The organism is Bradyrhizobium sp. SZCCHNRI1009 (assembly GCF_032487575.1).
Taxonomy (GTDB): Bacteria; Pseudomonadota; Alphaproteobacteria; order Rhizobiales; family Xanthobacteraceae; genus Bradyrhizobium.
Window position 1 is genome coordinate 1 of sequence record NZ_JAUEUL010000016.1, and the last position, 24,833, is coordinate 24,833.

General features: G+C 66.3%; 17 protein-coding genes. 4 read left to right on the plus strand and 13 right to left on the minus strand.

Annotated elements, in window-relative coordinates; translation table 11 throughout:
• The first annotated feature begins 676 nt into the window (after positions 1-676).
• On the plus strand, positions 677-2,722 hold the full coding sequence (locus tag QX010_RS23670; protein ID WP_316182205.1) for an acyltransferase family protein: 2,046 nt from the start codon (positions 677-679) through the stop codon (positions 2,720-2,722).
• Here the strand turns inward: QX010_RS23670 and QX010_RS23675 are convergent.
• The 3 genes from QX010_RS23675 to QX010_RS23685 all read right to left on the minus strand — a co-directional run bounded on the left by QX010_RS23675 (position 2,716) and on the right by QX010_RS23685 (position 5,928).
• Positions 2,716-3,888, minus strand: coding sequence for a hypothetical protein (locus QX010_RS23675; RefSeq protein ID WP_316182206.1), 1,173 nt, complete (start codon positions 3,886-3,888; stop codon positions 2,716-2,718). The two genes, QX010_RS23670 and QX010_RS23675, sit on opposite strands and share 7 nt — an antisense overlap.
• A 229-nt stretch (positions 3,889-4,117) precedes the next feature.
• Positions 4,118-4,930 (minus strand): alpha/beta hydrolase, encoded by an 813-nt coding sequence (locus tag QX010_RS23680; RefSeq protein WP_316182208.1) that lies wholly within the window; start codon positions 4,928-4,930, stop codon positions 4,118-4,120.
• Positions 4,931-4,956: 26 nt separating this feature from the next.
• Entirely contained in the window at positions 4,957-5,928 is a 972-nt protein-coding gene (locus QX010_RS23685; protein ID WP_316182209.1) for an alpha/beta hydrolase, read from the minus strand.
• 106 nt (positions 5,929-6,034) lie between these two features.
• Between QX010_RS23685 and QX010_RS23690 the strand changes: the two genes are divergently transcribed.
• On the plus strand, positions 6,035-6,946 hold the full coding sequence (locus QX010_RS23690; protein WP_316182211.1) for a LysR family transcriptional regulator: 912 nt from the start codon (positions 6,035-6,037) through the stop codon (positions 6,944-6,946).
• 146 nt (positions 6,947-7,092) lie between these two features.
• Here the strand turns inward: QX010_RS23690 and QX010_RS23695 are convergent, their stop codons facing one another.
• Positions 7,093-7,644 (minus strand): carboxymuconolactone decarboxylase family protein, encoded by a 552-nt coding sequence (locus QX010_RS23695; RefSeq protein WP_316182212.1) that lies wholly within the window; start codon positions 7,642-7,644, stop codon positions 7,093-7,095.
• 93 nt (positions 7,645-7,737) lie between these two features.
• On the opposite strand from QX010_RS23695, the gene QX010_RS23700 reads away from it, so the two are divergent.
• Complete coding sequence (locus QX010_RS23700) at positions 7,738-8,538, plus strand: AraC family transcriptional regulator (RefSeq protein ID WP_315801516.1); 801 nt, start codon at positions 7,738-7,740, stop codon at positions 8,536-8,538.
• A gap of 30 nt (positions 8,539-8,568) precedes the next feature.
• Here the strand turns inward: QX010_RS23700 and QX010_RS23705 are convergent, their stop codons facing one another.
• From QX010_RS23705 to QX010_RS23730, 6 genes are all read right to left on the minus strand, one after another.
• Positions 8,569-12,087 (minus strand): PAS domain-containing hybrid sensor histidine kinase/response regulator, encoded by a 3,519-nt coding sequence (locus tag QX010_RS23705; protein ID WP_316182213.1) that lies wholly within the window; start codon positions 12,085-12,087, stop codon positions 8,569-8,571.
• A 301-nt stretch (positions 12,088-12,388) separates the two neighbouring features.
• Entirely contained in the window at positions 12,389-13,618 is a 1,230-nt protein-coding gene (gene hemA, locus QX010_RS23710; protein ID WP_315801514.1) for a 5-aminolevulinate synthase, read from the minus strand.
• 209 nt (positions 13,619-13,827) lie between these two features.
• Complete coding sequence (locus tag QX010_RS23715) at positions 13,828-14,886, minus strand: MBL fold metallo-hydrolase (RefSeq protein ID WP_315801513.1); 1,059 nt, start codon at positions 14,884-14,886, stop codon at positions 13,828-13,830.
• Positions 14,887-15,001: 115 nt separating this feature from the next.
• Entirely contained in the window at positions 15,002-17,140 is a 2,139-nt protein-coding gene (locus tag QX010_RS23720; protein ID WP_315801512.1) for a HAMP domain-containing methyl-accepting chemotaxis protein, read from the minus strand.
• A gap of 243 nt (positions 17,141-17,383) precedes the next feature.
• A complete protein-coding gene (locus QX010_RS23725) occupies positions 17,384-18,118 on the minus strand; it encodes a porin family protein (RefSeq protein ID WP_315801511.1) in 735 nt (244 codons plus the stop codon).
• Positions 18,119-18,337: 219 nt separating this feature from the next.
• Positions 18,338-18,649, minus strand: coding sequence for a hypothetical protein (locus QX010_RS23730; RefSeq protein ID WP_315801510.1), 312 nt, complete (start codon positions 18,647-18,649; stop codon positions 18,338-18,340).
• Between the two features lie 295 nt (positions 18,650-18,944).
• Between QX010_RS23730 and QX010_RS23735 the strand changes: the two genes are divergently transcribed.
• Positions 18,945-20,933, plus strand: a complete 1,989-nt coding sequence (locus QX010_RS23735) for a methyl-accepting chemotaxis protein (RefSeq protein ID WP_316182216.1) — start codon at positions 18,945-18,947, stop codon at positions 20,931-20,933.
• Between the two features lie 81 nt (positions 20,934-21,014).
• Here the strand turns inward: QX010_RS23735 and QX010_RS23740 are convergent, their stop codons facing one another.
• Genes QX010_RS23740 through QX010_RS23750 form a run of 3 tightly spaced genes read right to left on the minus strand, consistent with a single transcriptional unit; the run spans position 21,015 to position 24,818 of the window.
• Positions 21,015-23,279, minus strand: a complete 2,265-nt coding sequence (locus QX010_RS23740; RefSeq protein WP_316182218.1) for a xanthine dehydrogenase family protein molybdopterin-binding subunit — start codon at positions 23,277-23,279, stop codon at positions 21,015-21,017.
• Positions 23,269-24,327: a xanthine dehydrogenase family protein subunit M gene (locus QX010_RS23745; protein ID WP_316182220.1), complete on the minus strand. Its 1,059-nt coding sequence runs from the start codon at positions 24,325-24,327 to the stop codon at positions 23,269-23,271. Before QX010_RS23745 ends, QX010_RS23740 begins: the two co-directional genes overlap by 11 nt.
• Positions 24,324-24,818 carry a (2Fe-2S)-binding protein gene (locus tag QX010_RS23750; protein ID WP_316182222.1) on the minus strand — a complete coding sequence of 165 codons (495 nt, stop codon included), beginning with the start codon at positions 24,816-24,818 and terminating at the stop codon, positions 24,324-24,326. Before QX010_RS23750 ends, QX010_RS23745 begins: the two co-directional genes overlap by 4 nt.
• Positions 24,819-24,833: the final 15 nt, after the last annotated feature.

Below are 24,833 nucleotides of genomic sequence, written 5' to 3' on the forward strand. Positions count from 1 at the left end.
CAGCCTTGAGGCCGGCCGATCACCGGTCTACAAAAAAGACAGTTGCTCCCCGGGGACCGGCGTTCTTGCCCCCGTCATCCGCAACATCGTCGTCACGGACTTGGCATCAGCACCGGGATGCCAGGACCACACGGCTTGACCGTGCGCACCGGATCGTTCGTCCGCAGGCCAAAGCCCGCTGCGAGCCGACGCGCCCACCGCATCCCGCGCCCCACGTTCGTGACGATCGCGAAGCGCCCCTCATGGCGGGCACGGGATGCCGCAAGATGTATCATGATTTCGGGGAAAAAGAAAGCAGATTCGGCGGGCCGTGAACTTGTCGATCCGAATCGATAGCTGAACAGGTTGGAGTTCCGAGGACTCTTGGGGCAAGCGAACGCGCGCGGTCCTTGATCGCGCTGAAGCTGCGAGCAGACGGTGGCTCTGCCGAGACGCGCTGGTGCGTTTGATCCGAGCATCGGCTGACGGCAAACGGCCGTCGCTGGGGGACAACGGAGGCAGACGTAGACAGGAATAACTGGCCGGGGCCCACCGGCTGGGTGCTCAAGGGGATATGAAAATATCAGCGGGTTTGAGCTTCCGTCACGATTTCGGGTTTGATCGCCAAAAAATTGCAGATTAATGAATTTGCTCGCGCCGGAAGTATTTGGGCGCGTGCGGAAGAGAGCGGGTCGTTATGCATTCACCAGCCGAGGTGCGCCACGCCAGGGACGCCGTCCATGGGCCTCTCTACCGGCCAGACATAGACGGATTGAGAGCTGTCGCCGTTCTCTCCGTGGTCGCCTTTCACGCCTTCCCTGGCACGCTCCGAAGCGGCTTTGTCGGTGTCGACATCTTCTTCGTGATATCGGGCTTCCTTATCACATCAATTATTCTCGGCGGGCTGGAAAGTGGCACATTCAGCTTTCAGGTCTTCTACGCCCGGCGGATCAAACGGATATTTCCCGCGCTCGCACTCGTGCTAACCGCATCGTTAGCAGCGGGCGCGCTTCTGCTACTGCCAGACGATTTCCGTCTGCTCGGTAAGCATGTGGCCGCTGGCGCGGGCTTTGTTTCCAACTTTGCTCTGTGGCAGGAAGCCAACTATTTCGACGTCGCGGCAGACACCAAAATCCTTCTGCATCTCTGGTCGCTTGGCATCGAGGAGCAGTTCTATCTCCTGTGGCCGGCGCTGATCTGGATTGCCTGGCGGCTGCGCCTGAACCTGTTCACGGTTTTTGTCGCAATGTTTGCAGCTTCATTTATCTACAACATCAAGGCTACGCCATCGAACCTCGTCGCCGCATTCTATTCTCCGGGAGCCCGCTTCTGGGAGCTTTCAACGGGCAGCATTCTGGCCTATCTGGCATTTTCAACGCCACGGGCGGCGGTCTGGGTCGAAAATGGCCTCGCGACGGTCATAGCGTCCGTTCTCTTCGAGCGCGGGGGGGTGAACGAGAAGAAGATTTATCGCGACTTTGTTTCGGTGGCGGCTATCGCGCTGATTGCTGCGTCCGTCCTCGTGATCACGCGCCGGCAGGAGTTCCCAGGCTGGTGGGCGCTAATGCCGGTCCTCGGAAGTTACCTGGTCATCCTCGCCGGGCCGGGAGCTTGGCTCAACCGGGTGCTCCTCTCAAATCCGGTCATGGTCTGGATCGGTCTGATCAGCTATCCATTGTATCTGTGGCACTGGCCGCTGCTGACTTTTGTGCGCATCCACTATGGAGCCTCGCCGCCCCCGCAAGCCGTCATCACGTTGTTGGTCGGTGCGTCAGTCGGGCTTGCGTGGGGCACCTATCAGTTTCTCGAGAAGCCCATCCGGTATGGCGAGCTGCGAGTCTGGATGGTGCCAGGGCTAGCAATGGCGATGATCGCCATCGGCGCATTTGGGCTCCTCGATGTCGCGATGCAGGGTTTCCCGGGCCGGATCAACGACGAGGACAAGCGTGAATATGCGGCGTATTTTTATGGCGGGTCGCCGCTGATCCAGGCCGAGGCTCAGGATATCATGCAGAACCGCTGTAACTTTTACGCCTGGGATAGTCCGGTCCCTACGCTCGCGCCAAGAAAGGCCATCGATCCCAGTTGCTATATGCGGCACTCCGACAAGAGTGTGCTCATTATCGGAGATTCCAATGCTGCGGACCTATATTACGGGCTCAATGAAGTTCTTCCGAAAGATGTGTCGGTGTTGCTGATCCACAGTTCGGGCTGCCAAGTCAGTCCAATTATCGAGCACATCATAGAGACTCACCACTGTAACATGGCTAACTACTTTGCGCTGCGTCGGATTGCGATCGATCCGCCCGATGTTCTGTTGCTTTCATCGAACAACTCGTTCGACATCGAGTACATCCGCAAGTTTTCGATGATGGTGAAGGGGTATGGCGTCAAGAAGGTGCTCGTGCTTGGTCAGCGACCGCATTGGAAGCGCTTTCTGCACAAGATCATTCTGGATGAGTATTGGAAGTCGACCCCGCGGTATATACCGGGTCACCTCGATGACGAGTTGATGTCGTTCACCAAAAAGTTTCAATCGCAGCTGAAGCGCGACGAGCCCTTCGACTTCGTGGACGAAATGCAAGCGTTCTGTAGCGCAGAGGGGTGCCTTGCTTTCCTCGGAGATAACCGTCGCGAAGGGCTGATCACGGCTGATACGGTTCACCTCCGCCCATTCGCCTCGGTCTGGTTGGCGCGCCAACAGCTAGCCCCCCTGATTTTGAGGTCTTTGGGTAGTCAGTAAGCTGAGTCGTACACTTTTCCGTTCTGCGTCATCAGTGGCACGCCGTCGGGCGTACCCGGGATAAAGCAGCCGAACTTCACGAGCAGGCCGTTGCCTCCGACAATGGATGGGCCCACCTTGCGATAGCCATCCCTCCTGGGGCAATTACCGATACGTAGCTGTTCGCTCCCGATGACCATAAACAATCGGTTGATGCTCGGCATGTCGCCCGACTCGTCCGCTATCGGCTCTATGCTGGCGCATCCTTGAGAGCTGCAGCCTAGCGTAAACCGCCCTCCGCCTTGCTCCATGCGCCAGACGATATCGAAATGACCGGCGACTTGGATTCCGCCATTGAAGGACGAGCCTGCCGTTGGACCGTCAAACGAAATAGCGATATCCTTGTCGCCAGATCCGTGAAAGACGAGCTTTCCTGAGCCGTCGAAAACTCCGTTGTTGTGTGCGAGCATTTGCGGTGTATTCGGGTTGTTGTCCCTATTGCAGTGCATCTCGATCTGCCCCTGCGGCCCAAATTGATCCGCCCATAGAAACAGCTCACCATTGTCGCCTGCCGTAATGCACGTCGCTGCATGCACCAGCTTTATCGTTCCGTTTCCGTTCGGAGATAGCGCGATCAAATTGCTGCCCAGGGGCTGCCCACTAATGGCAACCGCGTCATCTTTGAAGGTTTGGCCGATGGTCGGCGCGATCGTTACGAGCGATTGGCGGGTGTCGAGGTCCTGCTGGATCAGCTGAACGGCGGTGGCGAGATACTTCACTGGCCTGCTGATGCCGTCGTTGCCATCATCGCCGTCATTATCGACGAGGATCTTCAAACTTCCATTCGGAACTTTGTATCGACCGGGCTTGTGCGTCGAAATCCAACGACCTTTGTAGCTTGTTATTCCGACCGACTGGTTTGGATAAAGCCGTGGGTTGATGTCTTGTGGGAAGTCGATCAAGAGCTTGCCGGCCTCGGACTCTTCGTTGACGAGAACGATATCGCATCCATCTTCGATGCCAGTCGCCGCGGGAAGAGTAATTCGTATGTTTCCTCCGAACGCAATAATGTTCTGGTCGCACGCAAGCGGAAGGGGGCCGCTCCGACCGATAGTCCCTATAGGGCGTGACTGCGCGTTGAGGAGCGTGCCCGTAAGCACAATCAAGACGAAAAGAAATCGCCCCACCAAACCAAATCCAATCGGGAAATTTCAAATCTAGGATCAACTAACTTTCTAGGCTTTGTCTGGTAAGGTTCAACCATGGGCTGTGTCAACTGCCGCAATCTGCGTTTGGGTCGCCGACTTCGCTTCAACTCGGTCAGACCCGCCGTTTTTCAAGCCAGTTCCTCCTCCGGCCCTCTCAAGATCGTAGTCGTCGAGTGGGACCCCCGCTAAAGTACGGAGTGGCCGAACGCTAAAGAAACCGCCCCACAAACCCCAGCGCCGTTTCCGCCACCTCGCGCCAGCCGCTGTCGATTGTCAGCGAGTGGCCGCGTTGCGGGAATTGGGCGAATTCGGTGACGGCGTGCTGGTTGCGCTTCTGCCGATCGTAGGCGGCGCGGGCGACCGAGGGCGGCACGGTGTGGTCGTGCTCGCCGGAGATGATCAGCAGCGGGCCGCGTTCGACGGCCTCGCTGTCGACGTGGGCCTCGGTCCAGGGATTGAGGTTGGCGGCCGCGGCCTGGAAGATCGGTCGGCCCGGGGCAGGCGCCTGGTAGGTTTCGTATAATGCGTCGCTCTCGGCTTCCGGCACGGAGTTCGCAAACGCGTAGCGGAATTGTTCGGGGGTAAGACTGACGTTGCGGTTGGCATTGAGCGGGTTCTGCAGGACCGGCCAGGCGGAGCGCAGCGCCGAGACGGGCAGCGGCAGCACGCCGCGGAATGGCGCCGGATCGATCGCGACCGTCGCCGCCGACAGCCCGCGGCCGGCGAGGATCTGCGCGATCAGGCCGCCGAAGGAATGGCCGATCACGGCGGGGCGCCGGTCGAGCGCGCCCGCGATCGCGGCGAAGTGCGCCGCCACCTCGCCGATCGTTTCGGGCGCTGCGGCGCCGCCCATCTCCGCCGGCCAGCCGGGCGCCAGCCCGGCATAGCCGGCGGCGTCGAACAGTTCGACCCACCGATCCCACGAGCTGGGCTTCAGCCACAGGCCGTGGATGAAGATGACCGCAGGCCGTTGCGATGCGTTGGCTGCGACGATCGCATCATCAAGTGTGGGGGTCGACATGATTGGCGCCCTTCTGATGCGTTGGATCAGCGCGACGACGGCGTGGCGGCCGGCTGCCCGTTGAGGAAGGCGTCGATCGCAGCGACCGTCGCGGTGGGCTGCTCTTCCATCAGCCAATGGCCGGAGCCTTCGATGACCTGCTCCTGCACGTTGTTCGCGCCGGCCCGCGCCACCACCGCCATGGTCGGGCCGAAGGACGCCGCGCCGCCGATCGCCAGCACCGGCATCGTCAGCTTGCCATGCGCCGCGAGCCAGGCGCGGTTGTCGATGGCGTCCTGATCGAAGGCGGCGAACTGGCTGAAGCCGGCATGCATCCGCCCGGGGCCGGCATAGAGCTCCGCGTAGTGGACGCGCGCGGCCTCCGGGAAATGCGCAGGGTTGGCGGAGAACTCGTTCCAGAAGCGGTCGAGATAGATGCGCTCGCGGCCCTCGACCAGGCGCTCCATGTCGGGGCCGCCGAAGCGGAAGTGCCACAGCAGCGGGTTCTTGAGGATCTCCTCCCACGGGCCGATGCCCGGCACCGGCGCATCCATCAGCACCAGCTTGGTAACGCGGTCGGAATGCCGCGCTGCCAGCGCATAGGCGACCATGTTGCCGATGTCGTGCGCCACGACCTCGGCGGTGCGCGCGCCCAGCGCGTCCATGACGCCGGTGATGTCCTCGGCCTGGTTGGCCTTCTCGAAACCCTTGTCGGCGCGGGCGGAGAGGCCGAGGCCGCGCAAATCGGGCACGATCACGGTGTGGTTCTCGGCGAGCTTGGCGGCGAGCGGCACCCACATGTCGCCGGTGTCGCCATAGCCGTGCAGCAGCACCACCGCGGGTCCTGTGCCGCCGACGCGGACGTGGAGCGTGGTGCCGTTGGTCGGGATCTCCTGGGTGCGGAAGCTCTTCGGGAAATTGCCGGGCGCCTCGGTCGCGTCGGCGAGGGCGGCGCTGGTCAGCATCGTGAGCGCGCTGGCGGCGAGGGCGGTTCGTTGCAGCAGGCGGGGCAGGGTCATGACGGTCTCCGTAGGTTGCATCGTGTTGATGCACGCAAAGCTAGACGAACCCCAATCGCGGTATTAGAGGGTAGTGACGCCAAGGATTTTTGATCTGGACGCAAAGATGGTACTGGCCAGCGCGGACCGCGCCCGGAATCTCGAGGTGTTCTGCGCGGTCGCCGACAGCGGCAGCTTCTCGGCCGCGGGCCGGGGCCTCGGGCTGACGCCGTCGGCCGTCAGCCGCACGCTCGACCGCATCGAGGCGCGGCTCGGCGCGCGGCTGCTGCTGCGGTCCACGCGCGTGCTCACGCTGACCGCCGAGGGCCTGGCCTATCTCGCGGCCGCCCGCCGCATCCTCGCCGATCTCGACGAGGCCGAGCAGGCGATCGCGGATCAGGGCGCGCCGCGCGGGCGCATCCGGGTCAGCGCCGCGCTGTCGCACGGCCGCATCTGCATCGTGCCGTTGCTCGGCGAGTTCGTGCGGCGCTATCCGAACATCCTCGTCGACATCAATCTCAGCGACGGCCTCGTCGATGTGGCGGCGGGCCAGGCCGACGTCGCCATTCGCGGCGGTCCGCTGGCCGACAGCGCGCTCACCGCGCGGCGCCTCGGCGACAATGGCCGCACCATCGTCGCCTCGCCGGACTATCTGGCGCGCTGGGGCGTGCCGCAGACTCCGGAAGACCTCACCAACCACAACTGCCTGAACTTCAGCTTCCGCCGCGCCGAGCCGGTGTGGCCGTTCCGCCGCGACGGCGTCAACTATGCGCTGAAGCTGCGCGGCGCCGTCGAAGCCAACAGCGGCGACACGCTCAGCCAGCTCGCGCTCGATGGCGTCGGCATCGCCCGCGTCGGCGATTTCAGCCTCGGCAACGCGATCGCAGAGGGACGGCTGGTGCCGCTGCTCGAGGCGTTCAATCCCGGCGACAGGGAAGTCTTCCACGCCGTGTTCGTCGGCGGTCCCAACATGCCCGCGCGCGTGCGCGTGTTCGTGGACTATCTCGTGGAGCGGATGGGCGCGAGGGGAGAACCTTAGTTCTTGCCTCAAAGGATGTTCTGCGACCCTCGCAAGCGACAGCGGCCGGGGTTTGCGCCCGGCCGCCGCGCCATGTTCGAGGATGCTCCGTCAACAGACGCTGTCAGATGCAGTGCGCGACGGCATGGATCGTCTGGGAGGCTTCCTTACCCAGCCGTCTGCAGGGTGAGCGCGACCTTCGGGAAGTCGATGTCGGTGTGCGCGGCGTTGTTGACGTAGTTCGTCAGCACGTTGATCGCGACGTTCGCGATGATCTCGATCAGCCGGCCATCGTCGAGACCCGCCGCGCGCGCCGTGGCGAGGTCGGCGTCGGCGACCTGTCCCTTGGTGTCGACGACGCGGCGCGCGAGGCGGGCGACGGCTGCGTCGATGGCGTCATCAGCGGTGCCTTCGCGAGCCTTGCGGAGGCCGTCCGGGCTGAGGCCTGCGCCCTTGCCCATCAGCGAATGGGCCGAGAGACAATATTCGCAGCCATTGGCCTGGGCGACCGCAAGCGCGACGATCTCGCGTTGCCTCGCGGTGAGCGTGCCCTTGGCGAGTGCATCGGAGAAGGCGATGTAGCCGTTCAGCGCGGCGCCCGACTGCGCGAGCGTCGAGAACAGGTTCGGCGTCATGCCGATCTTGGCCTTCACGGCGGACAGCGTGGCGACGACGCCGGCATCGGCGCTGACGGTTTCGACGGGAGCAATGCGGGGCATGGGAACATCCTTGGTGTGAGGTGCGGGCTTGCACGCCCCCTTCATGCCGGACTATGTGTGGCTTTAGGTGCCAGAAACATTGCAGATCGTCCCATGGACCCTTTTGCCGCGCTGTTTGCCCATGTCACGCCGCGGGCTCGGACCTTCTTCTCCGGCAACCTTTGCAACACCGTGGAATTCGGACCGGAGGGCCATCTGCACCTGTTCAAGGCCGGCGTGCTGACCCTGACCCAGCCGGGCGCAGACGACTTGAAACTGCACGAGCCGACCCTGATGTTCTTTCCGCGCGGACGGACGCATCGCTTCGTCGTCGATCCCGAGCGTGGTGCCGATCTCGTTTGCGCGACCGTCGAGCTCGGCGGCGCCGAGGGCAATCCGATCGGTGAGGGACTGCCCGAGCTCGTGGTGCTGCCGCTCGCCGGGCATCCGACGCTCACGCCGGTCTGCGACCTGCTGGTCGCCGAGGGGTTTGCCGATGGCGGCGGTCGGCAGGCGGCGCTGGACCGGCTGTTCGACTATCTGCTGATCCTGATCGTGCGCGACGTCGTCGCCAGCGGCGCGGTCGAGAGCGGCGTGCTCGCCGGGCTCGCTGACCCGCGCCTGGCGAAGGCGCTGACCGCGATCCATGACGCGCCGGGCCGGGCGTGGAGCCTCGAGGATCTCGCCGATATCGCCGGCATGTCGCGCACGCGCTTCGCCGATCTGTTCCGGGCGCGCGTCGGCCGAACGCCGATCGACTATCTGACGGCTTGGCGCATGACGCTGGCGCGGCAGCTGCTTGCCAAGGGCAAGTCCGTCAAGAGCGTCGCTTCGCAGGTCGGCTACGACAGCGCCGCGGCGTTCTCGCGTGTGTTCAGCCGGGTGTCGGGGCGCCCACCGCGGGAGGTGCGGTAGCCCGAGCGGCCGTTTCGCCGGACGGCGTTCCTACTCCGCCGCCACCATCTGCTGGATCCGCCACTGCCCCAGCAGGGCCCGCAGCGACGCCGGCTTCAGCGGCTTGTTGAGCACGGCGACGTTGTCGTCGCGGGCAGCGGCGCGGACGTGGGGGCTGCGGTCGGCGGTGATCAGGATCGCGGGCAGGGCCTCGTTGAAGCGGCGACGGATGTCTCGGATGGCGGCGATGCCGTTGCCGCGGTCGAGATGGTAGTCGACGAGCAGGCCGGTGACGGCGCCATCGCGCGCCGCGATCGCCTCCATCGCGGACTCCGGATCAGGCACGGCGATCACCTCGGCGTCCCACGCCGTCAGCAGGGTCTTCATGCCGTCGAGGATCGCCGGATCGTTCTCGATGCAGACGATCAGGGCGCCCGCAATCGGCGTCGTCGCCAGCGGCGTCGCGCTGGTGACGGCGGCGGTGTGGTTGATCGCTTTCGCAATCGGCACCGTCACCGAGAACACCGAGCCGCGGGCGGGCCGCGAGTCCAGCGCAATGCCGTGGTTGAGCACGCGGGCGATGCGCTCGACGATCGACAGCCCCAGGCCGAGGCCGCGCGCGATCCGCGCGCCCTGTTCGAGGCGGTGAAATTCCTTGAAGATCTCGCCGCGCTTGACCGGAGGGATGCCGACGCCGGTGTCGTAGACGCCGATCTGCAGCGACTGGCCGTGACGGCGGCAGCCGACCAGCACGCGGCCCTTCGGCGTGTACTTGATGGCGTTGGAGATGAAGTTCTGCAGCAGCCGGCGCAGCAGCAGGCGGTCGGACTCGACCGGCAGCGACGACGGCACGAACACCAGCTCCAGACCCTTGGCGCGCGCGGCGGGCGCGAACTCGATCTCCAGCGAGCGCATCAAATCGGCCATCTTGAAGCTCGACACCGAGGGCGTCATCGCGCCGGCATCGAGCCGGGAGATGTCGAGCAGCGCGCCGAGGATCTCCTCGATCGCTTCCAGCGAGTCGTCGATGTTCTCGACCAGGCGCGAATCCTCGCCGGCCGTCTGCCGCTCGACGAGGCTCGTCACGTAGAGCCGCGCCGCGTTCAGCGGCTGCAGGATGTCGTGGCTGGCCGCCGCAAGGAAGCGCGTCTTGGAGATGTTGGCGTCCTCGGCGGCGCTCTTGGCCAGCGCCAGCTCCGAGTTCAGCCGCGTCAGCTCCTCGGTGCGGTCGCGGACGCGTTTTTCCAGCGTCGCATTGGCGCGCTCCAGTGCCTCGGCGGCCTCGAACGAGGGCGTGACGTCGGTGAAGGTGATGACGAGGCCGCCACCCGGCATGCGGTTGGTGCGGACCTCGATCACCATGTGGCGGTCGGCGAGGCGTTCCAGATAAGGCTCGCCCTCGGTGGTGTAGGCGGCGAGCCGGCGCGCCAGCAGCGCCTCGCCGTCCTCATAGTTGGGCGCGCCGATCGTGCCCATGAATTCGAGGATTTCCTTCAGCGGACTGCCGATCTGCACCAGATCCGGCGGCAGCCCGAGCAGGTCGACGAACTGGCCGTTGGAGCAGATCAGTTGCAGATCGGCGTCGAACACCGCGATGCCCTGGCGCACGTGGTTCAGCGCGGTCTGCAGGATCTCGCGGTTGAAATGCAGCGCGGCGTGGGAATCGTCGAGCAGCTTGAGCGCGGCCTTGGCCGACACCGTGCGCTTGCGCAGGAGCAGCGACATCACCAGGCGCGACGACGCCGCGCCGATCGAGGAGGCGATCAGGTGCTCGGCATGGCGCAGCAGCTCGAAATCGGCCGGCGCGGCCGGATCGAGCGGCAAGTTGCGCTGGGCGGCGAACGCCTCGAACGAGGCGCGGGCGCGGTCGGGGCCGAGATATTGGCCGACCGTGCTCTGGATGTCCTGCACCGTCACGGTCGAGCGCCAGCGGCGGAAGCTCGGCGCGCTCGGCGTCAGCTCGGCCGGCACGAAGATGTCGGCCTGCAACAGCTCGATCGACGACGGCTGCCGCGCCAGCGACAGCACGATGTAGGTCAGCAGATTGAGCGACAGGCTCCACAGCACGCCATGCAGCAGCGGCGGCAGGTCGGTGCCGAGCAGCGCCTGCGGCCTGAGCGCCTCGAGCCCGAACGGGCCGTGCTGAAGAAACAGGATGCCCGCGGTCGAGGTGTCGAGGAAGCTCGGGATGAACAGCGTGTAGAGCCAGACGGCGAAGCCGACCAGCATGCCGCCCATCGCGCCGCGCGCGGTCGCGCGCCGCCAGAACAGGCCGCCGAAGAAGCTCGGCGCGAGCTGCGCGATGGCGGCGAACGACAGCAGGCCGATCGCGGCGAGCTGGGTGTTGCCGAGCGCGCGATAGTAGAAATAGGCCATCACCATGATGGCGAAGATCGCGATGCGGCGGGTGCCGAGCAGGAAGCCGGCGAAGTCGCGGCCGATCTCGCGCTGCTCCTGGCGCTGCAGCACCAGCGGCACGACGATGTCGTTGCAGACCATGATCGACAGCGCCACGCATTCGACGATCACCATCGCGGTCGCCGCCGACAGGCCGCCGACGAAGACCAGCACCGATAGCCATTGCGAATTGGCCTCGATCGGCAGCGCCAGCACGTACATGTCGCTGTCGACGGCGCCGAACGGGAAGGTGATCAGGCCGGCCAGGGCGATCGGGATCACGAACAGGTTGATCGCGACCAGATAGAGCGGAAACAGCCAGCGCGCACGCGACACCTCGGCATCGTCGGCGTTCTCGACCACGCTGACATGGAACTGGCGCGGCAGTAGCATCGCGGCGCAGAACGACAGCAGGGTCATGGTCAGGAAGCTGCCGATGCCCGGCACGTATTCCAGCGCGCGCTCGGCCTCCGGCGATTTCATGGCCCGCTCGATCAGCTCGACCGGCGAGAACATCACGAAGGTGACGAAGGCGCCGGCGGCGATGAAGGCGACCAGCTTGATGATCGACTCGGTCGCGACCGCCAGCATCAGCCCGTGCTGGTGCTCGGTGGCGTCGGTCTGGCGGGTGCCGAACAGCACCGCGAAGATCGCCATCGCCAAGGTCACCATCAGCGCCATGTCGCCGACGATCGGGATATGGGCGAAGGCGCGGTCGTCGACCATGATGGTCTCGAGCGACGATGCCACCGCCTTGAGCTGCAGCGCGATGTAGGGCACCGAGCCGATGATCGCGATCAGCGCCACGGTCGCCGCCACCGCCTGGCTCTTGCCGTAGCGGGCGCCGATCAGGTCGGCGACCGAGGTGATGTTCTGCGACTTGGCAAGGCGGATGACTCGGCGCAGCAGCGGCGTGCAGGCGCCGACCATCAGGATCGGCCCGAGATAGATCGCGAGGAAGTCGACGCTGGTGCGGGAGGCGAAGCCGACCGAGCCGAAGAAGGTCCAGGACGTGCAGTAGATCGCCAGCGACAGCGGGTAGATCAGCCCGGCCAGCCGGCTGCGGCTCTCTGCCGGCCGCCGTTCGCCGGCCCGGTTGCCGCGGCTGGCGACCAGGAACAGGAACCCGATATAGCCGAACGCGGCCAGGATCACGCCCCAGTCGTGCAGCATGGTGTTTACGCGAACTCCTCGATCGCTCCGCCCCGGGAATTGGCCGCGAGCTTAGCGCTTTGGGGGAGGCGGGGCGATAGCTATCCCTCCGGCGCGCGGGGAATGACGAGGGCGTCCTTAAGCGCGATCGGTCTTGCTTCCCGCAGCGCCGGCGTGGTCCGTCTCACCTTCGTTCACCGCCCCAGTCGATGAGAGCCGACGTCCTCGCGGCCCGGCCGGTCTGCTCCCCTCCCCGCAAGGGGGAGGGGAGCGCACCGCCGTCGCGGGAACGTGCGCGGGCTCACCACAGCAAATCGAATAACTACTCCGCCGCCAGCGGCTTCTCGTGCAGCGCGAGTCCCAGGCGTTCCCAGACCTGCAGCAGGGCCTCGGCCAGGCGGTCGATCAGGCCGTCGTCGTGGTAGGGCGAGGGCGTGATGCGCAGGCGCTCGGTGCCCTTGGCGACCGTGGGGTAGTTGATCGGCTGGATGTAGATGCCGTGCTCTTCCAGCAGCAGGTCGGAGGCCTGCTTGCACTTCTCGGGATCGCCGACGAACAGCGGCACGATGTGGGTGTCGTTGGTCATCACCGGCAGGCCGGCGGCGTGGAGGACCGCCTTCACCCGCGCGGCGCGGTCCTGGTGGCGTTCACGCTCCCAGCTCGACGATTTCAGGTGCTTGATCGCAGCCGTGGCGGCCGAGCAGATTGGCGGCGGCAGCGCGGTCGTGAAGATGAAGCCCGGCGCGTAGGAGCGCACGGCATCGATGATCTCGCCCTTGGCGGCGATGTAGCCGCCGAGGCAGCCGAACGCCTTGGCCAGCGTGCCTTCGAGGATGTCGATGCGGTGCATGACGCCGTCGCGCTCGGCGATGCCGCCGCCGCGCGGGCCGTACATGCCGACCGCATGCACCTCGTCGACATAGGTCATCGCGTTGTAGCGCTCGGCGAGATCGCAGATCTCAGCCAACGGCGCGACGTCGCCGTCCATCGAATACAGGCTCTCGCAGGCGATCAGCTTCGGCCGGTTCGGGCCCGCGGCGATCAGCAGCTGCTCGAGATGGGCGAGATCGTTGTGGCGCCAGATCTGGCGCTCGCAGCCGGACTGGCGCACGCCCTCGATCATCGAATTGTGGTTCAGCGCGTCCGACAGGATCAGGCAATCCGGGATCAGCTTGGCGAGCGTGGCGATGCCGGTCTGGTTGGAGACATAGCCTGACGTGAACAGCAGCGCCGCTTCCTTGCCATGGAGGTCGGCGAGCTCGGCTTCCAGCTGCACCAGGGGATGATGAGTTCCGGCGATGTTGCGGGTGCCGCCGGCGCCGGTGCCGACGCGGGTGGCGGTCTCGACCATCGCGCCGACCACCTTCGGGTGCTGGCCCATGCCGAGATAGTCGTTAGAGCACCAGATCACGACATTGCGCGGTCCGTTCGGCGAGTGCCAGGTCGCATGCGGGAACCGGCCGGCGATGCGTTCGAGATCGGCGAAGACACGGTAGCGACGCTCATCATGCAGGCGACCGAGGGCGGCACTGAAGTACTGGCTGTAGTCCATCACGAAACCCGAACTGGCGCGCTGCAGTGCAGCATCTGAAGCGAAAACCTCGCGGCATGCGTGGCGTGAGGTCTTCTTAGAGCGTTTCCAGAGCGGCTGTCGAGCCGGAATCCCGCGGCGGGAATTGGGCGATTTGTCCAAGGGGGAGCTGATCTCGGCCGAACGGCGCCGGGATTGCGGCGCCGCGGCGGCGTTGCGGCCCCGCAGCCTCAGGTGGTGCGATAATGCAGGACGCCGTCGACGTCGCGGGCGGTCAGGCGGCCCTCGACCAGCATGTAGTTGACATGCGCGATCAGCTCGCCGGCGGCGAAGCCCATCTGGTGCGCATCGAGCACGTGCTTGTGGAACACGACCGGTACGAGCTGCGCCGAGGTCTTGGTCTCGTCGCGGCAGGCGTCCGCGATCATCCGGCAGCGCTCCTCGTGGTGGTCGGCGAGCTGCTTGATGCGCGTCTTCAGCCCGTAGAACGGCACGCCATGCCCGGGCAGCACCAGCACGTCATAGGGCAGGGTGGTGGTGAGGCTCGCCAGTGACGCCAGATACTCGCCGAGCGAGTTCTGGTCGGGCTCGACCGCCCAGACGCTGACATTGGGCGAGATCTTGCTCAGCACCTGGTCGGCGGACAGGAACAGCTTGTCGGCGGCGCAGTACAGCATGACCTGGTCGAGCGCGTGCCCGCCGCCGGTGATGACCTTGAAGCGACGGCTGCCGATCTGGATCTCGTCGCCATGGGAGATGCGGCGGTAAGAGGCCGGCAGCACCGAGACGCGCTGCAGATATTCCTGGCCGCGGCCGAGCAGCTTGTCGGTCAGGGTCTCGTCCATGCCGTGACGGCGGAAGAACAGCCGCTGCGCGTTGCGCCGCTCCTCTGTGCCGCGGTTCTGGTGATAGACCGACTGCAGGTACTCGACCTGCGACATCACCAGCGGGCAGGCGAAGCGCTCGACGATCCAGCCGGCGAGCCCGACATGGTCGGGATGCGAATGCGTGACAATCAGCCGGGTGATCTTCACGTGCTTCAGCGGGCCATCGAGCAGCCGCGTCCAGGCGGCGATCGACTCCTCGTTGCCGAAGCCGGAGTCCACCGCGACCCAACCATCGCCGTCGGCGAGCAGATAGATGTTCACATGGTTGAGGCGGAACGGCAGCTTCAGGCGCAGCCACAGCACGCCGGGCGCGACCTCGACGACCTGGTCCTCACCGGGATGCTGCTCCCAGGGATAGCGCAGGGCCTCGGCGGAGGAGGGAACGGTGTCTGTCTTGGTCATGCCTCATCGATTAACGGCCGCCGCGGGCGAGCGCCAGCCGAAAAACGCGATGGAAGCGGCATGGCTGGACGGCATTCCGGGACGCGGCAGGCGCAGCGTCCCGGATCATCCCGCTTCACGCCGCCCTGATGTTGGTCAGGAACGCGTCGACCTCGGCGCGCAGCGTCTCCGCCTCGCGACGCAGCGCCTCCGAGGCGCTGAGCACCTCGTTGGCGGAGGTGCCGGCCTGGGCCGAGGCGCTGGAGACGCCGGTGATGTTGTTGGAGACCTCGGTGGTGCCGGAGGCCGCCTGCTGGATGTTGCGGGCGATCTCGTGCGTCGCGGTGCCCTGCTGCTCCACGGCGGCGGCGATCGCGGTGGTGACGTTGTCGATCTCGGCGATCGTCCCGCCGATGTTGCGGATTGCCGACACGGCCGAGGACGCAACCTGCTGCATGCTCGCGATCTGCGAACGGATCTCGTCGGTGGCCTTGGCAGTCTGGCTGGCAAGGCTCTTCACCTCCTGCGCGACCACCGCGAAGCCGCGGCCGGCCTCGCCGGCGCGCGCCGCCTCGATGGTGGCGTTGAGCGCGAGCAGGTTGGTCTGCGAGGCGATCGCCTGGATTAGGTCGACGACGACGCTGACGCGGCTCGCATTGTCGGCGAGTCCCTGCATCGTCGAGTCGGTGGCGCCGGCTTCCTCGACCGCCTTCTTGGCAATCTGGGCCGAGGTCACGACCTGGCGGCTGATCTCCGCGATCGACGACGACAACTGCTCGGTGCCGGCCGACACGGTCTGGACGTTGACCGAGGTCTCCTCGGCAGCCGCCGCGACCGCGTTGACCAGCGAGTTGGACTGGTCGGCGGTCTGCGACATGCTCTGTGCGGTCGCCTGCATGGCGGTGGCGGAGTTCTGCAGCGTGCCGAGGGCGCTGCGCACCGTCGCCTCGAACGTGGCGATCTGGGCCTCCATGCGCGCGGCGCGCTCGGCCTTGGCGGCATTCTCGCGGTCCTGCTCTGCGGCCAGGGTGCGGGCACGGACCATGTTGTCGCGGAACACCTGCAGGGTGTCGACCATCGCGCCGATCTCGTCGCGCTGCTTCGAGGCCGCGATCTCGGTGTCGAGGTCGCCGCCCGACAGCGTCTGCATCGCCTGCTGCAGCCGCTTGATCCGGCGCAGGATGTTGCCGCCGACATAGAGCCAGACGAACAGCACCGAGCCGAGCAGCGTGGCTGCGCCGGCGCCGACCATGCCGAGCGTCGCCAGCTCGATGTCGCGGCCCGCCGTGGTGGTGGCACCTTCGGTTGACTTGCGAACGCCTTCGACGAGCTGCTGCACGCTGATGTCGAGGCCGACATTGAGCTTGCGCGTCTCCTCCAGCACGGTCTGGCCGTAATCGTTGGCGTCGAGCTCCTTCTCGCGGGTCTTGAACACGCGGGTCTTGCCCTCGCCGAGCGCGGCGAGCTTCAGCGCGGCGTCGTGGATCGCCTTGGTGCTGCGGCCGGTCGGCAGCAATTCGAGATTGGATTTGAGCTGCGCCAGCGCTTCCTTGAACTGCCGCTCGATCGTCTCCAGCGTGTCGCTGTCGTTCGCCGATAGCGCGGCAGCCATCTGCGCCACCAGCAGGTTGCCGGACGCGATCACGTTGCCGAGCTGCTCGACGAAGCGGGCGGCGGCCGTCGCGTCGTCCGCCGACACCTCGGCCGCGCCGAGCACGGCGTTGAGCTGCGTCTGCGCATCCAGCATCGGCTCGTTGGCGGCGGCGGTGAAGTCCGCCTGCGCCTTGCGCAATGCGTCATACTGCTTGTCGTGCAGGGCTGCGACGTCGAGCCGCTCGCGTGCGGCGGACACCAGGCTCTGGTTGGCCTCGTTGATGTTCTTGATGGTCTCGGCGAGCGGCGCCACGACGCTTTTCGCGGCGCCGAGCGCGCTTATCTCGCTCAGGCGCTCCTGCGTGGCCTTCTGGATCTCCTGCATCTTCTTCAGGCGGTCGTTGAGCGCGTCCTCGCTCTGGGACTGCAGCAGCGCCGGGCCGAGGCTGGCAAGGCTGGAGCTCTGCGCCAGCAGTTGCAGGCTCGAGGTCAGGCGCGGAATGTCGCGGCCCGAGAGCTCGACCATGGCGCCGCCGACGTGGCGCAGCATCAGTCCCGCAGCGACGCTGATCGCGATCGCCATGCCGGCGATCACCGCGAAGGCTGCGAACAGGCTGCCGCGGACGCCCCATTTGGGTCGCAGCGCCCCGAGCATCCTGCTGAAGCTGAACCGAATCGCCATCTCTGGTGTCCCCCAATATGCACTATTTGTAGCTGTTGCTTGCAGGCAGTATCGGGGCCGGCGGTTAACAAATCAGGGAAACTACTCAGGGCGTGCCGAATTTTCGCGGATTTTCGCATTTCACCGCGCGGCATTTAACGGGATGGAAGGGATTGTTCGGCCGCGCTTTCGATAACCTATGACAGAAAAGGCCGGCATCGCTGCCGGCCTTCCCGTCGTTTGTTGTTATTTGACGCCTGCGGATCAGTAGCGGGCCGCGAGCGGAGCGCCCCAGTTGAAGCGGTAGTTCACGCCAGCCTTGAAGGTGTGGTCGTCGGTGGTGAAGCTGCCGGTCGGGACCAGCGCGGCGGGCGCCGTGAAGGTGGCGCTGCCGAAATTGTAGTACTGATACTCGGCCTTGGCCGACCAGTTGGGCGCGAACATGTATTCGAGGCCGGCGCCGACGGTCCAGCCGTTGCGGTGGTCGCCGCTGGTCGCGAAGCCGACCGGCGTTCCGGCGAACGTCACCTTCTCGTTGTTGTCGGAATAGGCATAGCCGCCCTTCACGTAGAGCAGGCCCGGACCCCAGGTGTAGCCGAAGCGGCCGGTGATCGAGCCGAGGCCGCGCTGGCTGTTGGTGTAGGCGTAGCCGCCCGGGAATGCTGCTCCGACGCTGCCGCTCAGCCAGCTGTACTGGCCTTCCGCGCCGATCACCCAGGTCGGGGCGAACTGCCAGTCGGCGCCGACCTGCACGCCGCCCAGGAAGCGGCCGTTGGAGTTGTTGCCAGTGGCGAGGCCGGAGAAATTGTTGTCGCTGGAGAACGCGCCGCCGAGATGGGCGCCGAGATAGAAGCCGGTCCAGTTGTAGATCGGAGCGGCGTAGGCCGGCGGCGCCTTGGTGGCGTAGGGGTAGGTCCGGGCGCCGAGATCGGCGGCGAAAGCGGACTGGGCCGAAGCCAGCGCGGCGACTGCAACGGTTGCGAACAGGATCTTCTTCATGGCGGGTCTCCGATACTCAACTAACAAGGCTCGCGCGTCGCGCGCCGTCGATGGATCGGAGATAGATCGCTTTTGAGTAAAATGCTGTCACTCGCGCAGCACACCGGCTTCCAACCCGACTTTCTCCGGGCAAAGGTTCTGGCGTAGTTAGCAATGCACTAACGAAGGCTGAACCGGGAGTTAACGCCGCGCCTTGCTGTGCCGTCGCGGCACAACCGGTTAAGGCGCGTTAAGGGCTCGATGCAGATCCGCGACTGCGTCGCGCAGCTGCTCGCGATGAACGATGTCGTCCTTGGGCATCGAAGCGATGCCGGCGGCGAGCTCGCGAAGAATCCCGGCGAGCAGTCCAAAGTGCAGATGCATGCGGATCGATTTTCGGACGTCCTCGGGGCCGGGCCGCTCCAGGGTCAATGCCAGGCCGGATGATTCGAGATGGGCTTCGAACCGCGAGGAATGCTCGAACGTGCCGGCATAGAACTTGTCGGGATATTCGAGCGCGATCTCGGCCTTGTCCGGGATGGGTTTCGACATGGTGGCTCCTGGTGGCTCCTGCAGCAACGACGCTTGAATGTTCGCAGATCCACCTCCCGCCGCCTTGCGCCAGGTCAGAGTGGGAGGAGCGCCTGCATCCCCGGCCGAACGGGCTGCACCGCATTTCTACGGGGGCGGAAATTTACCTTCCCTGAGAAAAGGTTGTGCACGCTGATCAAATTAACGACTCGATGCCGGTCGTTCCGGACCGACCATCTCCATGCAAGCGAACGGAGAGGGCTCCGGCGGGACGACGGCGGGTGCAGTCCACGCTCCAGCGAAATGTGCCGCCGCCATGAAGATGCGTCTCTCCATTTCCACGTTCATTGCGGCTTTCGGCCTCGTGCTCGCACTCGGCTTCGGTGCGGTCGTGCTGACCAGCGCCTTTGCGCTGCGCGAGCTCAAGGTCGGCGGGCCGCTCTACGACAAGATCAAGCTCGGCAATGATCTGGTGGCCGACATCCTGCCGCCGCCTGAATATGTGCTCGAGGCCTATCTCGAGGCGACCCTCGCACTCCGGACGCCGAAAGATCTCGACACGCATGTCACGAAGCTGGCGCAACTGAAGAAGGACTATGAGGATCGCAAGACGTTCTGGACCGGCTCGGCGCTGCAGCCTGATCTGAAATCGCTGCTGGTTGAACGATCGGACGGCGAGGTCCGGAAATTCTGGCAGGCCCTGGAAGCCGAGTTGATCCCGGCGCTGCGCTCCGGCGACATGGCGAAGGCCGATGCCGCCTATGCCCGGCTGGCCGACGCCTACGCCGCCCACCGCGCGGTGATCGACACGCTGGTCGACAAGGCGAACAAGTTCAATTCGGACATGGAGGCGACGGCGGCGACCCAGGACCGCAGCATCTCCATCATCGTGTGGAGCGTATCAGGCATCGTTCTGGCCCTGGTCGTCGCCGGCATGTCGGGTCTGGTGCTCGGCGTCGTCCGTCCTCTGTCGCGCATGACCGGCCTGATGCGGCGGATCGCCGAGGGCGATCTGTCGGCCGATATCTCCTATTCCGAACGCGGCGACGAGATCGGCGCGATGGCGGGCGCGCTGAGCATCTTCAAGACCAACGTGCTCGAGAACGCGAGCCTGCGCGACAGGCAGGAGCGCGATCGCTCGGCCGCCGAGGAGCACAAGAAGCGCGCCATGCTCGACATGGCCGACGTGATCGAGCGCGAGACCGAGACGTCCGTCGAAGCCGCGGCCGGCGCATCGCGCCAGGTCGAGGCCGTGGCCGCAGGCCTCTCGAAACTGGCCGAGGAGCTGTCGACCGATGCGCAATCGGTGGCCGCCGCCTCGGAGCAGTCGCTCTCCAATGCCCAGACGGTCTCGTCGGCAGCCGAGCAACTGAGCTCGGCGATCCGCGAGATCTCGAGCCAGGTGGCGCGCGCCAGCACGATCACCAAATCGGCGGTGACCGGGCGTGAGAAGGCCAAGAACACGATGCTCTCCTTGTCGACGGCCGTGGACAAGATCGCCGAGGTCTCCAACCTGATCGGCGGCATTGCCGAGCAGACCAACCTCTTGGCGCTCAATGCCACCATCGAGGCCGCGCGCGCCGGCGATGCCGGCCGCGGCTTTGCCGTGGTTGCGGCCGAGGTCAAGTCGCTGTCGGATCAGACCGCCAAATCGACCGAGGAGATCTCGCGCCTGATCGGCGAGGTACAAACCACCACGCAGGCCACCGTCGACGTCGTCGAAGGCATCGGCAGCCAGATTTCCGAGATCGACGAGGTCGCGGCCTCGATCGCTGCGGCGATGGAGGAGCAACACGCGGCGACCCAGGAGATCAGCCGCTCGGTCCAGTCATCGGCCAGCGCGGCGCGCGACGTGTCGTCCAAGATCGGCAATGTCGGCAGGGATGCCGGCATGGTCAACGATCGGGCCGCCGAGGTGCGCAGCGCCATCGGCTCGGTGGCGACGGGCCTGACCTCGCTCCGCGCCACGCTGGTGAAGGCTGTGAGGACCGCGACCGCCGAAGCCGACCGCCGGCAGTCGCCGCGGATGAAGTCGACCCTGCCGATCAAGGTCGTCGACGATCGCAAGGGCGTGGTGAAAGCCGATCTGGTGGATATTTCCGAGGGCGGCGCCTGGTTCCGGTTCGACCCCGAGCCGGGCATCGGCGATCGCGGCGTCATGGAGTTCAGCGGCTTCGATGGCCGCGTGCCCTATCGGGTCCGCGCCCGCGACAAGGACGCGCTGCATGTCGAGTTCGACGCCGGCCAGAACCGCGAGGCGTTCCTGGCGTGGTTCAGGCGGACCTTTGCGCGGCAAGCGGCGTAAACGGAGCGAGGTCGCTGGCCTCCGCTCTCGGTCAGGAGAACGGAGGCATTGCTTCGAACGGGTTTCGTTGCCGCGCTCACGTCATTGACGCGAGACCAGATCGCTGATCCGCACCGGAAACCGCCTGATGCGGATGCCGGTCGCATGCGCCACCGCATTGGCGACCGCGCCGGCCGAGCCGGTGATGCCGATCTCGCCGACGCCCTTGATGCCGAGCGGATTGACGAACGGATCGTGCTCCTCGACCGTGAAGGCCTCGATCGCCGGCACGTCGGCATTCACCGGCACATGATACTCGCCGAGATTGGCATTCATGATCCGCCCGGTGCGGCGATCGGTGACCGCCTCCTCGTGCAGCGCCAGCGAGATGCCCCAGATCATGCCGCCGACGAGCTGGCTCTTCACCAGCTTCGGGTTGATGATCCGCCCTGCCGCGAATGCGCCGACCATGCGAGTCACCCGGACCTGGCCGAGATCGGGATCGACCTTCACCTCCGCGAAGACCGCGCCATGTGAATGCATCGCGTATTGCTCGTTGGCGGCAGGGTCGGGCATGCCGCTGCCGGAGCCCTCGACCTCGTCGAGGCCGGCGCGTGCGAGGATGTCGGCATAGCTCTCGCCGCGGCCCTCGTCGTCGCGCCGGAGCAGCCGGCCGTTGCGCGCGATCACGCCGGCATTGCCGGCGCCGAACAGCGGCGAATGCTGATCGGAGGTCGCGAGCTCCGCGAGCCTGGCGACGACGGCGGCGCCGGCATTGTGGATCGCCGTGCCGACGGTCGCGGTATGTGCCGAGCCGCCGGCGATGCCGGCATCCGGCAGGTCGGAGGTGCCGGCCTTGAACGTCACCTGATCGAGCTCGAGCGCGAGAGAATCCGCCGCGACCTGCGCGAACGCGGTCCAGGCGCCCTGGCCCATGTCGTGCGCGCCGCTCTCGACCACGCCGGTGCCGTCGCGCCGGATCACCGCGCGGGCCTGGCCTGCAAACATCAGCGCATGGAACGTCGCGGTGCCCATGCCCCAGCCGACCAGGAAGCCGTCTCTGTCGCGCATCATCCGCGGCTTCAGCGGCCGATCCCACCAGCCGAACTTCTCCGCGCCTTGCGTGTAGCACTCGCGCAGCGCTTTCGACGAGAACGGCTTGCCGGTGGCCGGCTCGACCTCGGCGTAGTTCTTGACGCGAAATGCCAGCGGATCGAGGCCGCAGGCTTCGGCCATCTCGTCGACCGCGCTCTCCAGCGCGATCGATCCCGGCGCGATGCCGGGCGCTCGCACGAACAGCGGCGTGCCGGTGTCCATGCGTACCGCGTCGTAGGTGGTCGCGATCGCCGGCGCGGCGTAGAGCGTGTGCGTCACATGCGCCGCGGCTTCATAGAAGTCCTCGAAGCTCGAGGTTGCGATCCTCGCGTGGTGACGGATCGCCGACAATTGTCCGGTGTTGCTGGCGCCGAGCTGCAGCGTCTGCCGGGTCGGCGAGCGATGGCCGAACGGGCCGTAGAGCTGCTCGCGGCGCGCCACCAGCTTCACCGGCCGGCCGACCATCTTCGCGGCGAGGATGCCCAGGACCTGCGGGCCGGCCATCAGGCCCTTGCCGCCGAAGCCGCCGCCGAGATAGGGGCTGCGGATCAGGATGTTGTCCGGCGCGATGCCGAACAGCTCGGCCAGGCGGCCGCGCATCATCACCAGGCCCTGGGTCGGTGTGTCGATGATGAGCCTGTCGCCCTGCCACTCGGCGACGATCGCGTGCGGCTCCATCGCGTTGTGGTAATGCGGCGGGGTCTCGTAGATCGCGGTGATCTGCTTGTCGCTGCCGGCCAACGCGGCCTCGACATCGCCGTGATGACTCTCGGCGGGAAACCCCATGCCGACGACGGGCGGCACATAGGCGTCGCCGGCATCGAGACCGATGCGGGCCGGCTCGGCCTCGTAGCGCGGCGCCAGCAGGGCCGCGCCTTCGGTGGCGGCTTCCAGCGATTCCGCGATCACCACGGCGATCGGCTGGTTGGCGTAGCGCACGCGGTCGTTCTGCAGCGCCTCGAAGCGGAATGCGAACGGGTTCGGCTTGCCGTCGGGATCGGCATGCAGCGGCGGCCGATTGGCTGAGGTCATCACCTCGACCACGCCGGGATGCGCCTTGGCGGCTTCGACATCGAGCCCGACCACCCGGCCGCGCGCGATGCTGGAGACGGCGAGCACGGCATAGAGCAGGCCGGGCGGATTGTTGTCGGCGGCATAGCGCGCCGTGCCGGTGACCTTGGCACGGCCATCGATGCGGGACAGTGGCTGGCCGATGGTGGAGCCGTGTCTGACATGGGCGGGATCGCGGGAGAGATTGAGCTCAGGCGTCATGAAGCGCTCCTGGAACGGCGGAGAAGGGAGAGGCCGGCAGCGCCGGCACGCGCGACGGCGTGCCTTGCGCGGCGGCGGCCAGCGCGCGCATGACCAGGCTGCGCGCGAGCGGGATCTTGTGGGCGTTGTCACCGGATGGCTTTGCATCGCGCAGCGCGGTCTCGGCAGCGTGCTCGAATGTGTGCGGCGTGGCCGGCTGGCCCGCGAGCACCGCTTCGGCCTGGTGGGCCCGCCACGGCTTGGCGGCGACGCCGCCGAGCGCCAGACGTGCGTGCTTGATCGCACCGTTCTCGATGACGAGCGCGGCCGCGGCGGAGACGACGGCGAACGCATAGGAATTGCGCTCGCGCACCTTCAGATAGCGCGCGTGCCCGGCGAACGCGCGCGACGCCGCGGGCAGCCGCACCGCGACGATCATCTCGCCCGGCGTGAGCACGCTCTCGCGCTCCGGCGTGGCGCCGGGCAGGAGATGCAGCGCCTCGAGCGCGACCTCGCGCCGGCCGGAGCCGCCTTCGATCTCGACGATCGCATCGAGCGCCGCGAGCGGCACGCAGAAGTCCGAGGGATTGGTGGCGATGCAGGCCTCGCTCCAGCCGAGCACGGCGTGCTGATGGGTGTCGCCGCCGCGCGCGTCGCAGCCTGCGCCGGGCGTGCGCTTGTTGCAGGCCGAGGCCGGATCATAGAAATACGCGCAGCGTGTCCGCTGCAGCAGATTGCCGCCGACGCTGGCCGCGTTGCGCAGCTGCGCCGACGCGCCCGACAGCAGCGCTTCGGCGACCGCCGGGAAGTCGCGCGCGAACGCTGCGTCATGGGCAAGGTCCGCATTGCGCACCAGCGCGCCGATCCGGACGTCGCCATTGCCTGACGTCTCGATGCGCGTCAGCTCCTTGATCTGCGAGATGTCGACCAGCCGCGCCGGCCTGATGACATTGCCCTTCATCAGGTCGAGCAGGTTGGTGCCCGAGGCGAGATAGGCCGCGCCCGGCGCGCTGGCGGCTGCGATCGCCTCCGCGACCGTCGACGGCTTCACGTAGTCGAACCGGTTCATGCCGCGCGCTCCGTCTCGTCAGTGAGCGTCGCCTGGGCGTCGAGCACGGCCTCGACGATGCCGACATAGGCGCTGCAGCGGCACAGATTGCCGCTCATGCCTTCGCGCACGCGCTCCGGATCGCTGCCGGCCTGGCCTTCGTTGATGAGGCCGACCGCGCTCATGATCTGGCCGGGCGTGCAGAAGCCGCATTGCAGGGCGTCGTGGGCGATGAAGGCCTCCTGCACCGGGTGCAGCTGGTCTCCGTTGGCGAGCCCCTCGATGGTGGTGACGGCGGCGCCGTCGAGGCTGAGCGCGAGCGTCAGGCAGGCGTTGATACGGCGCCCGTCGATCAGGACGGTGCAGGCGCCGCACTGGCCGCGGTCGCAGCCTTTCTTGGTGCCGGTGAGATGGAGGCGCTCGCGCAGCAGGTCCAGCAGCGTGACGCGGGGGTCGTCGAGCGCAAGCGTTCGCGGCTCACCGTTGACGGTGAGTCTGACAGTCCAATTCATGCGTTGTTCCGATCG

Coding starts and splice junctions, on each gene's coding strand:
- QX010_RS23670 (WP_316182205.1), top strand. CDS start 677: ATGCATTCACCAGCCGAGGTGCGCCACGCCAGGGACGCCGTCCATGGG.
- QX010_RS23680 (WP_316182208.1), bottom strand. CDS start 4,930: ATGTCGACCCCCACACTTGATGATGCGATCGTCGCAGCCAACGCATCG.
- QX010_RS23685 (WP_316182209.1), bottom strand. CDS start 5,928: ATGACCCTGCCCCGCCTGCTGCAACGAACCGCCCTCGCCGCCAGCGCG.
- QX010_RS23690 (WP_316182211.1), top strand. CDS start 6,035: ATGGTACTGGCCAGCGCGGACCGCGCCCGGAATCTCGAGGTGTTCTGC.
- QX010_RS23695 (WP_316182212.1), bottom strand. CDS start 7,644: ATGCCCCGCATTGCTCCCGTCGAAACCGTCAGCGCCGATGCCGGCGTC.
- QX010_RS23700 (WP_315801516.1), top strand. CDS start 7,738: ATGGACCCTTTTGCCGCGCTGTTTGCCCATGTCACGCCGCGGGCTCGG.
- QX010_RS23705 (WP_316182213.1), bottom strand. CDS start 12,087: ATGCTGCACGACTGGGGCGTGATCCTGGCCGCGTTCGGCTATATCGGG.
- hemA (WP_315801514.1), bottom strand. CDS start 13,618: ATGGACTACAGCCAGTACTTCAGTGCCGCCCTCGGTCGCCTGCATGAT.
- QX010_RS23715 (WP_315801513.1), bottom strand. CDS start 14,886: ATGACCAAGACAGACACCGTTCCCTCCTCCGCCGAGGCCCTGCGCTAT.
- QX010_RS23720 (WP_315801512.1), bottom strand. CDS start 17,140: ATGGCGATTCGGTTCAGCTTCAGCAGGATGCTCGGGGCGCTGCGACCC.
- QX010_RS23725 (WP_315801511.1), bottom strand. CDS start 18,118: ATGAAGAAGATCCTGTTCGCAACCGTTGCAGTCGCCGCGCTGGCTTCG.
- QX010_RS23730 (WP_315801510.1), bottom strand. CDS start 18,649: ATGTCGAAACCCATCCCGGACAAGGCCGAGATCGCGCTCGAATATCCC.
- QX010_RS23735 (WP_316182216.1), top strand. CDS start 18,945: ATGAAGATGCGTCTCTCCATTTCCACGTTCATTGCGGCTTTCGGCCTC.
- QX010_RS23740 (WP_316182218.1), bottom strand. CDS start 23,279: ATGACGCCTGAGCTCAATCTCTCCCGCGATCCCGCCCATGTCAGACAC.
- QX010_RS23745 (WP_316182220.1), bottom strand. CDS start 24,327: ATGAACCGGTTCGACTACGTGAAGCCGTCGACGGTCGCGGAGGCGATC.
- QX010_RS23750 (WP_316182222.1), bottom strand. CDS start 24,818: ATGAATTGGACTGTCAGACTCACCGTCAACGGTGAGCCGCGAACGCTT.